The organism is Flavobacterium defluvii (assembly GCF_900129555.1).
GTDB classification, from domain to species: Bacteria; Bacteroidota; Bacteroidia; order Flavobacteriales; family Flavobacteriaceae; genus Flavobacterium; species Flavobacterium defluvii.
In genome coordinates, this window is record NZ_FQWC01000009.1 from 61,202 (window position 1) to 74,329 (window position 13,128).

At 34.9% G+C, this 13,128-nt stretch carries 12 protein-coding genes; 7 read left to right on the forward strand and 5 right to left on the reverse strand.

Annotated elements, in window-relative coordinates:
- The first annotated feature begins 151 nt into the window (after positions 1 to 151).
- From BUC29_RS17635 to BUC29_RS17650, 4 genes are all read left to right on the forward strand, one after another.
- Complete coding sequence (locus BUC29_RS17635) at positions 152 to 625, forward strand: CinA family protein (RefSeq protein ID WP_073417497.1); 474 nt, start codon at positions 152 to 154, stop codon at positions 623 to 625.
- A 395-nt stretch (positions 626 to 1,020) separates the two neighbouring features.
- On the forward strand, positions 1,021 to 1,419 hold the full coding sequence (locus BUC29_RS17640) for a hypothetical protein (RefSeq protein WP_073417642.1): 399 nt from the start codon (positions 1,021 to 1,023) through the stop codon (positions 1,417 to 1,419).
- A gap of 138 nt (positions 1,420 to 1,557) precedes the next feature.
- On the forward strand, positions 1,558 to 2,034 hold the full coding sequence (locus BUC29_RS17645; protein WP_073417498.1) for a TlpA family protein disulfide reductase: 477 nt from the start codon (positions 1,558 to 1,560) through the stop codon (positions 2,032 to 2,034).
- A gap of 3 nt (positions 2,035 to 2,037) precedes the next feature.
- On the forward strand, positions 2,038 to 2,652 hold the full coding sequence (locus tag BUC29_RS17650; protein ID WP_073417499.1) for a thioredoxin family protein: 615 nt from the start codon (positions 2,038 to 2,040) through the stop codon (positions 2,650 to 2,652).
- A gap of 49 nt (positions 2,653 to 2,701) precedes the next feature.
- Here the strand turns inward: BUC29_RS17650 and BUC29_RS17655 are convergent, their stop codons facing one another.
- The 5 genes from BUC29_RS17655 to BUC29_RS17675 all read right to left on the reverse strand — a co-directional run bounded on the left by BUC29_RS17655 (position 2,702) and on the right by BUC29_RS17675 (position 6,929).
- Positions 2,702 to 3,430: an AAA family ATPase gene (locus tag BUC29_RS17655; protein WP_073417500.1), complete on the reverse strand. Its 729-nt coding sequence runs from the start codon at positions 3,428 to 3,430 to the stop codon at positions 2,702 to 2,704.
- 300 nt (positions 3,431 to 3,730) lie between these two features.
- A complete protein-coding gene (locus BUC29_RS17660; RefSeq protein ID WP_073417501.1) occupies positions 3,731 to 4,729 on the reverse strand; it encodes a glycoside hydrolase family 130 protein in 999 nt (332 codons plus the stop codon).
- 111 nt (positions 4,730 to 4,840) lie between these two features.
- Positions 4,841 to 5,134: a DUF3861 domain-containing protein gene (locus BUC29_RS17665; RefSeq protein WP_073417643.1), complete on the reverse strand. Its 294-nt coding sequence runs from the start codon at positions 5,132 to 5,134 to the stop codon at positions 4,841 to 4,843.
- A gap of 17 nt (positions 5,135 to 5,151) precedes the next feature.
- On the reverse strand, positions 5,152 to 5,886 hold the full coding sequence (locus tag BUC29_RS17670; RefSeq protein ID WP_073417502.1) for a LytR/AlgR family response regulator transcription factor: 735 nt from the start codon (positions 5,884 to 5,886) through the stop codon (positions 5,152 to 5,154).
- Entirely contained in the window at positions 5,886 to 6,929 is a 1,044-nt protein-coding gene (locus BUC29_RS17675) for a sensor histidine kinase (RefSeq protein WP_073417503.1), read from the reverse strand. Before BUC29_RS17675 ends, BUC29_RS17670 begins: the two co-directional genes overlap by 1 nt.
- Positions 6,930 to 7,195: 266 nt before the next feature.
- Here BUC29_RS17675 and BUC29_RS17680 point away from each other — a divergent pair, with 266 nt between their 5' ends.
- The 3 genes from BUC29_RS17680 to BUC29_RS17690 are packed head-to-tail and all read left to right on the forward strand — an operon-like array spanning position 7,196 to position 12,952.
- Complete coding sequence (locus tag BUC29_RS17680; RefSeq protein WP_073417504.1) at positions 7,196 to 8,350, forward strand: efflux RND transporter periplasmic adaptor subunit; 1,155 nt, start codon at positions 7,196 to 7,198, stop codon at positions 8,348 to 8,350.
- A gap of 6 nt (positions 8,351 to 8,356) precedes the next feature.
- Positions 8,357 to 11,527 carry an efflux RND transporter permease subunit gene (locus BUC29_RS17685; protein ID WP_073417505.1) on the forward strand — a complete coding sequence of 1,057 codons (3,171 nt, stop codon included), beginning with the start codon at positions 8,357 to 8,359 and terminating at the stop codon, positions 11,525 to 11,527.
- Positions 11,528 to 11,545: 18 nt separating this feature from the next.
- Positions 11,546 to 12,952: an efflux transporter outer membrane subunit gene (locus tag BUC29_RS17690; RefSeq protein WP_073417506.1), complete on the forward strand. Its 1,407-nt coding sequence runs from the start codon at positions 11,546 to 11,548 to the stop codon at positions 12,950 to 12,952.
- Positions 12,953 to 13,128 lie beyond the last annotated feature (176 nt).

The window sequence follows — 13,128 nt, forward strand, 5'->3', positions numbered from 1 at the left end:
GAAGCACCTCGAACATCTTACAGGAAAATAAATTATAGTTGTATAATTAACAGTTACTTATAATGTAAATGTTGTAAGAAATTGTGTAAGTAAATTGTTGATTATCATTTTACATTTGATTTGTAATAATGCATAATTTAAACTGAAATTTATGGCATCTGATAAAGTAACAGAATGCTGCGAAGCATTGATAGAAAAAAACTTAACGATCACATTTGTAGAAAGCGCCTCCGCAGGAAAAATGTGTTACGAATTTTCGACAGTAATAAATTCCGGAAGAATTTTAATAGGAGGAATGGTTTGTTATCATTCGTCTATGAAAGAAGATTTATTGCATATTCCTTGGGGAACAATCGAAAAATATAGTGCTGAATCTGCAGAAGTTACCAAGTTGATGGTACAAAATTTTTACCGTTATATAAATTCAGATATCTGCGTTGCGTTAACCGGATTGACCACGCCGGGCGGAAGTGAAAGCGAATCAAAACCTGTTGGAACTATTTTTATACATATTATTTTATCTAATAAAGAAATAGCCAAACGATTTGAATTTAAAGGAAATGCAGAAAGTATAATCAATCAGGCAATTGATACAGTTGCTGAATTGATTTTGAAGGAGATCTAATAAATCTATCAAACGTCCTTACGTGCCAAAACACCAAAAAACTTTTTTTAAACAAATATATGTTCCTGACGGAACATTTTTTGTTTTAAATAATACTTCCGTAGGAACGTTTGATTGACATTTTATAAGAATATTAACTGCATGATTTACACCAGTAATACTATTTTCATATAACTTTTTTTAATTTACGCTTTAGGTTTAAATTTATAATTTTGCATAAAGTTCGATTGTATTTTAAGTCAATTAGTGTAAAAAAACATGACTACCGAAAATCAAAAGAAAAAGAAAATGAATGTTCGGCAGAAAGACTTTTCAAGCTGGAAAATGGAAATAATTGGAATTTTTTTCTGAGAAATAAGATTAAAATCGATATGTCTATTAAAAAAATAAAAACTATGAAAAAGCTGTTTTTAATTTTAGTGTTGTTATTACAAATTTCTGCTGTTTTTGCTCAAAATCAGACCGAAGAACCTTCATCAAAGAAAATTATTGGAAACTGGTATTCTGATGCTAACCGAAATATAAAATGGGTATTTAACCCAGACGGAAAAGTTTATAATTATAACAACGATGCTTTTAAAGTAATGTATCGCTACACCATTTCGCACAGCTGCCAGAATAATTCAGATGATAATGCTGAATTTATAACCTTAATGGACAAAGACGGAGATGAATTTTGTTTTAAAATAAATGCTGTAAACGAAAATAAAAGCGGAATTTTATCTTTAATTAACATGAACACCATGCAGCCTTTGTTGTTTGTAAATAACCTAAACATACAGATTCCGAAGTAGCAAGCTATAAAACCTTTGTATCTTTGTAACTCTGCGTCTTTGCATCTTAAAAAAGACCATTAAACTTTCATTAACAAAAAGTAAGATTTCATTCGTTTATATTTGTAAGGCACAAATTAATTCTAAAGCGTTGTCCTTATGAAAATCAAATCTTTTTTATATCTGTTTCTGTTTTGTGTTTTTTCAGTTTCGGCTTACAGCCAGAATGTGAAACTGTTGAATATTAATCAGCTTAATGAGAGAATTAAAAACGGAAAAGACAGTACTTATGTAGTCAATTTTTGGGCAACCTGGTGCGCGCCGTGTATAAAAGAATTACCTCATTTCGAAAAACTAAGCGCTGAACATAAATCAGAAAAACTGGCTGTTTTGTTAGTAAGTTTAGATTTTAAATCGAAACTGGCTTCGAATGTTGTTCCGTTTGTAAAAAGAAAGAATCTTAAAAATCAAGTCTTTCTTTTAAACGAAAGCAGCCCGCAGGAATTTATCGACAGAATCGATCCAAACTGGTCAGGAAGTATTCCCGCAACGCTTTTCATAAAAGACGACAAACGAAAATTTGTTGAAAGCGAATTTACTTATGAACAATTATTAACTGAATATAAAAAACTGTAAACCATGAAAAAAATAATCTTATTACTGATGCTGGCATTTTCTGCCTTTTTATCTCAGGCACAATCTGGGACAACTCTAAAAGCTGGCGACACAGCACCCGATTTTAAACTGAAAAATGTAGATAACAAAGAAGTTTCTTTTGGAAGTTTTCCAAATGCAAAAGGTTATATCGTTGTTTTTACCTGCAATACTTGTCCTTATGCAGTAGGTTATGAGCAGAGAATTATCGATTTAGATAAAAAATTCAAACCGCAGGGATATCCTGTAATTGCCATTAATCCAAATGATCCTGAAGCTTCTACAGCAGATACTTTTAATAAAATGCAGGATTTGGCAAAAGAGAAAAAATATCCTTTTCCTTATTTATTTGATGCAGGACAAAAAATTACAGATGAATACGGCGCAAAACGCACTCCGCATGTTTTCATTGTTTCTAAAACATCAAAAGGAAATGTAGTAGAATATGTTGGGGCAATCGATAACGATCCGGAAGGAAGTAAAGCTGATAAAGTGAAATATGCCGAAGATGTAATTGCTTCATTACAAAGAGGCCAGAAACCGGCTATAACACAGACTAAAGAAATTGGCTGTACAGTAAAAAGAAAAGCAAAAGCTTAATTACCAGAATTTAATTTGTTAAAAACGCCTCATATTATGAGGCGTTTTTTTATATATCTGCGTTAATTTTCTGCTCGTTAAATTCTAATTCTGCAATAATTTGTCTTTTCATTGTCGTATGAATATAATCTTTTGCTTCGGCATACGAGATATTATATTTATGTGGAATATCTTGTAAATGAACAGGAAAACCGGCCAGCAATTTATGGTAATATGTGTTTAGTTGTATTTCGTCGGGCATTTCAAATTTTAGTTTAATTTGAAATCTTCGAAGTAAAGCCGTATCGATGCTGTTGTAAAAATTAGTAGCGCAAATCAGCAGACTTTCTGTTGGGAAATAATCAATTAACTGAATAATCGTATTGACCAAACGTCGCATTTCGGCAACATCTTTATCATCACTTTCGCGGCTTTTTCCGATTTGATCAAATTCATCCAGAAATAAAACCGCTTTCTCGCGAATTGCTTTGTCGAAAATAGCTTTTACATTTTTAGAAGTTTCGCCAATTTTGGCATTGATTAAAGTACTGAGATTGATAATAACAATATTTTTATTTAAAGCCGTTGCAATCGCTTTTGCTGTTGTAGTTTTCCCGCAGCCCGAATGTCCGTGAAGCAGAATTTTATTATCAACTTTTAAATTGTACTTTTTTAATTCCTCAATGTATTTGTGCTCTTTTATGGTCTGAACCAGAGCCTTTTTATTCTCTTCGCTGAAAAGCAGATCATCCAGCGCAATTTTTTCAGTATCGGTTACAACAAGTTCGTACAAATTCATTTCAGATTTATTTGAAGCAAAATTAGGTTTTATTCTGCAATATTTTCATTCCCGGCATTTATTCTCAAAAAATGGCGCATGTAAGGCAATGCATTTTTGCTGGTTCATTTTCCAGATTTTATAGGCACAACAATAGCAGTGGCAATTTGCAGTGAAATGCTTTGTCTGATTTTTTTATCTAAATAAATTTCAACTTACAAAGTCGTATATCTGGACTATCTTATTTTGTTTAAGGAACATTTGATAGCCCAGATTTATAAATATTTATTTGATAAAATTTGAAATGGAGATTTTGAAAACCTAAATTTTATTAGCCAAAAGTTCTGTCAAAAGAATATTTATATTGATTGAAGCACAGGCAATTCCTTCATCGGCGGCACCGTAATAAATATAAAGTTCTTCGTCGTCTAAAACTGTTCCGGTTGGAAAACAAACATAATTGACATAACCTTTTAATTCCCAAGGCTGATCCGGAATAAACAAAGGATAAGGCAGTCTGGCGATTTCTTTTGTCGGATCGTCTATATCCAAAAGAGCGGCACACGCTACATACATATATCCATTTATAGTATCATGCACACCATGATAAATTAAAAGCCAGCCATGTTCGGTTTCGATTGGCGGAGCACCATTTCCTAAATAACTTAATTCGTGCGTAAATTTCGGATCGAGAACAATGTGATTTTTAAATTCAAGCATATAATTTTTCCAATATTCCTGATTTAATTCGTCAAGATTATTGACAGAAGCAATCTGAATTCCGGGACGAATTCTGTGTAGAAAATGCAATTTTCCGTTTATTTTTCGCGGAAAAAAAACCACATTTTTATCCCAAACATAACTGCTTCCGGTACTTGGCTGAAAGTATTTAATATTTAAATCCTGCTGGTGTTTTATTAATGAACGTAATTCATCGCCTGATAATTGCGGAACCACTATTCCGTGTTTGGTAAAATTTTTTAAATCGGTAGAAGTAGCGACACATCCAAATGCATTTTCGCCGTCATATCCACAATAAGACAGATAATACAAATCGTCAATTTTTACAATTCTGGGATCTTCGACTCCGTATTTTTCATTGGGAGTTTCCGGAACAATAACCGGATATTGGTATCTTTCTTCGATTGTGAGTGGGTCTGAAAGTCTGCAGTAGCCAATTGTGGAATGGTTTCCTAAAGCTACGGCTCTGTAAAAAATATGAATTTTTCCGTCTGCAGCAATCACGGCTGGATTTAGAACGCCTTCAAATTCAAAATCCAATTCGGTTTTAGTGATTATTAATCCATGTTTATGTATCATAAGGCTGTATTTTTTAGATCATTCTCATAAAATTAATAAATTGGCCATCACCTCATTTACATAACATTTTGATTTTCTTTCATAATTAAAACAAAAAAAGCTTGTAGTAAATTACAAGCTTTTTAATTTTTTCATGAAGATTGGAAACACTTCATTTAATTCATTAAACAAAGGATTATTACGATGTTTAAGCTTAATCTCGCTGAACAATTTTAAACCTATTGCAAATTGTGTGGCTTCGGATGCATTTTCAAAAATGTTTTTATCTTTTATCCTTTGAATAATTCCGAAAATTTCATCGTGATTATCAAATTCAATTCCAAGTTCTTTTGCGGGCTGCGTATCGCCGTTTGCGTATTCTTTTAAACTTAAAGTGAGATAGTATTTGTTTGATCTTTTTTCCATAATATTAAAATTTCTATTTATTTCAACCATTTGTCTACAATGGTTTTAAACGCTTCTTTGTATTGTTCGCCAACTGTAATTTCTGTTTTTCCAATGAAAATTGAATTTTTGGTAATGGCACTTATTTTATCAAGCGAAACAATAAAAGAACGGTGAATTCTCATAAATTTAGATGCCGGCATTTTTTCTTCTAAAGCTTTTAAAGAAATTAAAGAAAGAAGTGCCTTTTGCGAATCATCTAAATGAACTTTTACATAATCTTTTAAACTTTCTATGTATAAAATATCTTTGAAAGAAATTCTAACCCATTGATATTCTACTTTTAAGAAAATAAATTCTTCGTCTGCACTAACAGAATGATGGTTATTGTTTGAAGCTTCTTCCGTTAACTGCATTACTTTATTGGCGGCACGCAAAAATTCTTCGTAGCTAAAAGGTTTTAAAAGATAATCTACGGCATTAACCTTATAACCTTCAATTGCATAATGATTGTAAGCTGTTGTAAAAACAATTTTTGGAACCTGTCCGGGCTGTTCCTGCAAAAGCCTTGCAAGTTCCATTCCGGTTAAATTGGGCATATTGATATCCAGAAAAACCAAATCGGGCTGTTTTTCCCTAATTAAACTCATGGCTTCGACCGCATTATCGCAGCTTGCCGTGAGCTGTAAAAAAGGTGTCTGCTCAATAAAGGTTTCGACCAGTTTTAATGCGAGAGGTTCATCGTCTACTGCTATACATCTTAATTGTGTCATTATTCTAAGTTTATTTGCAGTTTTACATTATACATTCCGTTATCGGCAATTCCGGCTTTTAGCGAATGTTTGTTGGGATAAATTAAATGCAGTCTGCGTTTGGTATTTGTTAAGCCAATGCCGCCTTCATCTGTAGCTGATGTTTTTTCGAAATACGTATTTTCAACTTCAAATTCGAGACTGCTTCCGTCTTGTCTCAATTTAATATGAATTTCGCTTTTGTCTGTAGCATGAATTCCGTGTTTAAAAGCATTTTCTACTAAAGGTAGTAATAACATCGGAACAATTGGGTAATCGTGTATTTTTTCGGGTATGTCAGTTGTAATGGTCAGTTTTTTATTGGCACGAAGTTTCATCAAAGCGATAAAATCCCTCATAAATTCGGCTTCTTTGATTAATGTCGTTGTTTCTTCTGTGCTGTACAGTAAGTAACGCATCATTCTGCTTAGCGTATGCAGTGCATTTCTCGAATCTTCAATATTAGTGTAGGTTAAAGAATAAATACTGTTTAAAGAATTAAAGAAGAAATGCGGATTAATCTGTGCTTTCAGCATCGCTAATTCTGCAACGGTTTTATCCTGTTCCAGTTTCTGTTTGTGCTGTGCGGCTTTCTGCCAATATTGTAACATCGCCCAGCTCGTGCTGATTCCTAAAACCAGTAAAGTGAGCATTAAAACATAATTGTCAAAATACGGATTTCGGTATTTTTTAAATCCTAAAACCAAGCTGACTTTTGTATGAAGATCGGTTTGCGAAGTATAAAAATACGCAATAAGCTGCATCACAAAAGCGATTATAAATACCCAGATTAAAAACGGAGAAGTATTGTCTTTAAAGATGGTTCTTGGAACTATAATTTTAGCATTAGAATAAAAAATAATAATAAGCAGAAACAAAATAATCATCTGCCAAAGCCAAAACACGCCCGGCAGAACCACATTCCATGTTATTGGGATGTAAAACAGCATAATAAAGCCCAATAATAACCAGCTTAAAATGTGCAGTCCGGTAAATAAATAAGGTCTGTTTAGGTAAGATGCCATTGAATTTTTTAGTTTTTACAGGCAATATTACAGTTTATTTGCATGCAATTTTTAAGCAATCGCTAAAAATAGAATTACACTCCCTAAAAACCATTTTAGAACCGATGAGTGAGAAATTAAACACTTGTTTAATTTTAATAGAAAACCCGTCGTGTCTAAGATTATCTTTGTCGATTCTCTTTCGGTCTTCGTCTATTTGAAAATTTTTGCTTGCGATATTTTATTTCTTTTGTCTGCATATAATCGATAATTACATATTATTTCAAATGAATAAGCAATCATTTTTAAGCATTCTCGCAGCATCAGTTATTATCGCATCTTGCGGTAAAAATGATAAATCGGCTCAGGCCGGAGGTGCACCGCAGGTTAAAGAATATAAAACACTGACTTTACAGCCAGAATCGGCTACTTTAAACAGCGATTATCCGGCGAGTATTCAGGGACAGCAAAACATAGAAATCCGACCAAGAGTCGAAGGATATATCGATAAAATTTTTGTAGATGAAGGAGCGGTTGTAAAAGCCGGACAGCCTTTGTTTAAAATCAGCGCTCCGGAATACGAGCAGCAAGTAAGAACAGCAACAGCAAGCATTAAAAGTGCACAGGCAGATGTAAGTTCAGCAAAACTGGCAGTGAATAAAGTAAAACCTTTGGTTGAAAAAGGAATTATCAGCAAATACGATTTAGAATCGGCACAATATACTTATGAATCTGCTTTAGCTTCTCTGGCTCAGGCAAATGCAGCTTTGGTAAACGCTAAAACTAATTTGGGTTATACAACCGTTACAAGTCCGGTTAGCGGAGTTGTGGGATCGATTCCGTTTCGTTTAGGAAGTTTGGTAAGTTCGAATACAGCCGAACCTTTAACGACCGTTTCGAGCATAGGAAATGTATATGCTTATTTTGCTTTAAATGAAAAAGCACTTTTGAATTTTACAAAAGATGCTGGAGCTTCATTAAACCAAAAAGTTAAAAGTATGCCGGCAGTTTCTTTAGTACTTTCTGATGGTACAACGTATGACGAAAAAGGGCACATCGAAACCGTAAACGGATTAATTAACACTGAAACCGGTACGGTAAATGTGAGAGCCCGTTTCCCGAATTCAAAAGGAATTATTAGAAGCGGAAGCAGTACAACCGTACGTATTCCAAAAGAAGTTAAAGACGGAATAATTATTCCGCAAAGTGCCACATTCGAACTTCAGGATAAAATTTTTGCTGTAGTTGTAGGGAAAGACGGTAAAACGAAAAATGTTAACATCACAGTACTTGAAAATACTACTAATAATTTTTATGTGGTAACAAGCGGTTTAAATGCTGGAGATGAAATAGTATTAGAAGGTGTTGCTTCTTTAAAAGAAGGAAGTGAGATTAAGGCTAAAAATCAAAAAGCAGAAACTATATACGCCGATTTAAAATAAAAGCCAATGTTTAAAAAATTTATACAAAGACCCGTACTCTCAACGGTAATATCTGTTATTATCGTTATTTTAGGTGTTTTAGGCCTAATTGAGTTACCGATTTCTCAATATCCGGATATTGCGCCGCCAACGGTAAACGTTTCGGCAAGTTATACCGGAGCGAATGCCGATGTAGTACTTAAAAGTATCGTAATTCCGCTTGAAGAGCAAATTAATGGTGTAGAAAACATGACTTACATGACTTCTACAGCAACCAATGACGGAAATGCTTCAATCAAAATTTTCTTTAAAGTAGGGACAAATCCTGATTTAGCAGCGGTAAACGTTCAAAACAGAGTTTCGAGAGCAACAAGTTTACTACCGGTAGAGGTAACTCAGGCAGGGGTTACAGTTACGAAAAGCCAAAGTAGTAACCTATTGATTTTCTCTTTATATAGTGAAGATAAAGCCTACGATCAGACATTTCTTCAAAATTATGCAAAGATCAACCTTGTGCCGCAAATCCAGCGTGTAGTTGGGGTGGGAGATGTAACCGTTTTTGGTGCCAAAGATTATTCGATGAGGATCTGGCTGAAACCAGACGTAATGCAGCAATACAAACTGATTCCGAGTGATATTTCAGCAGCTTTGGCAGAACAGAATATCGAAGCTGCGCCGGGTAAATTTGGTGAAAACGGAAATCAGGCATTTCAATATGTAATTAAATACAAAGGGCGTTTAACAAGCGCTCAGGAATTTGAGAATATTGTTATAAAATCAGTTGGAAACGGGCAGATGCTTCGCCTTAAAGATGTGGCTAAAGTTGAATTAGGATCTTTAAGTTATGCTTCAACCATTAAAACAAACGGTGTAGAATCTGCAGCAATGGCGATCAGCCAGACTCCGGGATCAAATGCACGTGATGTAATTATCAATTCTAAAAAACTGGTTGAAGAAGCTGCAAAAAGTTTTCCAAAAGGAGTAAAATATACGATTCTGGTTGACGTTAACGAAAACTTAGATGCCTCAATTGAAAAAGTAATCCATACTTTGATCGAAGCTTTTATTTTGGTTTTCATCGTAGTATTTATTTTTCTTCAGGATTTTAGATCTACATTAATTCCGGCTATTGCGGTTCCGGTTGCGATTGTGGGAACATTTTTCTTCCTGAGTTTGTTCGGATTTACGATTAACTTATTGACACTTTTTGCAATGGTACTCGCCATTGGTATTGTGGTCGATGATGCGATTGTGGTTGTTGAGGCCGTTCATGCCAAACTCGATCACGGATATAAATCGGCCAAGAAAGCCACGATTCATGCCATGGATGAAATTTCGGGAGCGATTATTTCGATTACTTTGGTAATGGCCGCGGTATTTATTCCGGTAACATTTATCAACGGTTCGACTGGGGTTTTCTACAAGCAATTTGGAATTACACTCGCTGTTGCGATTATTCTTTCGGCAGTAAACGCCTTGACATTGAGTCCGGCTTTATGTGCTCTTTTATTGAAACCGCATGCAGACGATCATAAACATAAAAGTTATTTACAGCGTTTTTATACATCATTTAACGTTGCGTTTGATAATGTAACTGAAAGGTACAAACGTTCGGTTAAGTTTCTGTCTGTAAAAAAATGGATTGCTTTAGCTTCAATTATAATTGCTGGAACAGCTTTAGTTTATATGATGAAAACAACGCCTTCAGCTTTCGTACCTGCTGAAGATCAGGGAACTGTTTTTGCTAATATAAGTTTACCGCCATCAGCTTCTATGGAGCGTTCGGACGTTATTGCAAAACGAGTAGACAGTATTGCGAAAACCATTCCGGGGGTTAAAAATACACTTCGTATCGTTGGACAAAACTTTACAGCGGGTGCGGGAAGTGCGTACAGTATGGTTATTGTAAAATTAAAACCATGGGATGAACGTGATTTAAGTGTTGATGATGTAATAGGCCAGCTTTTTGCTAAAACAAGCGGCATTCGCGAAGCAAGTATTTTCTTTATTTCACCTCCAACCATTCAGGGATTTGGGCAAAGTGGTGGATTCGAATTCCAATTGCAGGATAAAGGTGGACATACAACGGCTGAATTCTATAAAGTAAATAATGAATTCCTTGCAAAACTGGCAGAACGTCCGGAAATTCAATACGCAACAACGCCGTTTAATCCCGGATTCCCTCAGTATATGATGGATATTAATTTAGCGAAAGCAAAAGATGCCGGAGTTTCTGTAAATACGATTTTATCAACAATGCAGGGATATTACGGCGGATTGTACGCATCAAATTTCAACAAATTCGGAAAACAATATCGTGTAATGGTTCAGGCTTCTCCGGAGTTTAGAGCAAATACAGAAGGATTAAATAAAATTTTCGTTCGTAATAGTGCAGGAAATATGGCACCAATTACTGAGTTTGTAAAAATGACGAGAGTTTTTGGACCAGAATCTATTTCGAGATTTAACTTATTTAGGTCAATTTCGATTACAGGAGCGCCAAAACCGGGTTATAGTTCCGGAGATGCCATTAAAGCAATTCAGGAAGTGGCAGCAGAAAATCTTCCTGCGGGTTATGGCTATGAATTTTCAGGTTTAACACGTGAGGAATTAGCTTCAGGAAGTGAGACAATTTTCATTTTCATCTTGTGTTTGGTATTCGTTTATTTCTTGTTAAGTGCGCAGTACGAAAGTTATATTTTGCCATTCGCAGTATTATTTTCAATTCCGTTTGGATTAGCCGGAGCATATTTGTTCTCGATTATTTTTAAACTGAACAGTAATATTTACCTGCAGATTTCCTTAATCATGCTTATCGGACTTTTAGCAAAGAATGGTATTTTGATTGTCGAATTTGCTTTGGACAGAAGACGAAAAGGCTTGCCGGTTGTACAAGCTGCAATTGAAGGAGCAGTAGCACGTTTACGACCAATTTTGATGACTTCGTTTGCTTTTATTCTAGGATTGGTTCCGCTGATGTTCGCGTCTGGAGCCGGTGCAGTTGGTAACAAATCGATTGGTACAGGTGCTGTAGGAGGTATGTTAATCGGAACTATTTTAGGAGTATTTGTAATTCCGGTTCTGTTTATCATCTTCCAGAATTTACAGGAAAAAATAAGCGGTCCGGCAAAAGATGGTTATAATGACGAAGATGATGATGACGAGGAAATTCAGTTAATAGAAGCTCACAAAGAGTAAATTTTAATTAAGACAGAGATGACTAATAGTTCAAATAAATATATTTTACTGGTAATGATGGCCGTACTTTTGAGTGCTTGCTCTGTTACCAAAAAATACGAACGTCCCACAACATTAAAAACAGATCAGCTGTATCGCGATCAGTCTTCGACAGATACGACTACGATTGCTGATATGCCCTGGCAGAGCGTTTTTAAAGATGAAAAGCTAAATGCATTAATTCAGAAAGGATTACAAAATAATCTTAATTTGAAAAATGCCATTGAAAATATCATACAAGCGCAAGCTTCACTTCGCCAAAGTAAATTAGCGTATTACCCAACTTTACAGCTGGATGCCAGTGCAACGCATACGAAACAATCAGAAGCGGGACTTAACTTTCCGGCAGGAATCAATATCAATACCCTAACGACTACTTATAAATTAGGTTTAAGTACTTCGTGGGAAGCGGATATCTGGGGAAAACTGAGCAGTTCTAAAAGAGCAGCTTTAGCTTCTTATTTAGCGACTGATGCTGCTAAACAAGCCATTCAGACACAATTAATTTCGGATATAGCCAATAATTATTTTGCTCTGCTGGCTTATGATAAATCTTTGCAAATCACTCAAAAAACATTAGAAAGCCGTATTAAAAATGTTGAAACAATAAAGGCTTTAAAAGAAGGCGCAATTGTAACAGGTGCAGCGGTTGTACAAAGTGAAGCCAATCAGCATGCGGCAGAAGTTTTGATTCCGGATTTAAAACAAAGCATTCGCGAAACAGAAAATGCTTTGAATATTTTATTAGGACAAGCTCCGGGGCCAATTGACAGAGGTGAATTAGGAACGCAGACTATTCCTGAAAATATTGCCGTTGGTATACCTTCGCAATTGCTTGAAAACCGTCCGGATGTTCGTCAGGCTGAATTCAATTTCAGAGTTGCTTTTGAATCTACCAATCTGGCTAAGACTTATTTTTATCCAAGTTTAACGCTTACAGCAAGCGGCGGATTTTCGAATTTAGAATTAAAAGATTTCTTTAGTAATTCTATTTTTTATTCGATTATTGGAGGATTAACACAGCCTATTTTTAATCAGGGAAAAAACAAACTTCGATTAACAACAGCGCAGTCGCAGCAATTACAGGCTTATAATAATTTTCAGCAAAGTCTTTTAACGGCGGGTCAGGAAGTTTCGAATGCTTTGTATTCGTACCAAATGGCAGTAGAAAAAGAAGATTCGAGAGCCAAACAAATTGAAGCTTTAGAAAAAGCAGTCGATTTTACTCAGCAGCTTTTAGAATACAGTTCAGCTACGAATTACACTGATGTATTAACTTCTGAGCAAAATCTTTTATCTGCACAATTAAGCGGGATTAATGATAATCTTCAAAAGCTGCAGGCTCTTGTAAATTTATACAGAGCATTAGGCGGAGGATGGAAATAAATGTTTTTCGTTCAATAATTTACGCTGGTCGTCTGAAATACGACTTTGGTCTAAAAAATGATTTAGTGTAAAAAAAAGAGTATATTTTTGATTGGTTAAAAATATTAGTACACGCCTTATAATTAAATGTAAACATGACGAAAACGCCTCAGCAATGAGGCGTTTTTTATTTCAAT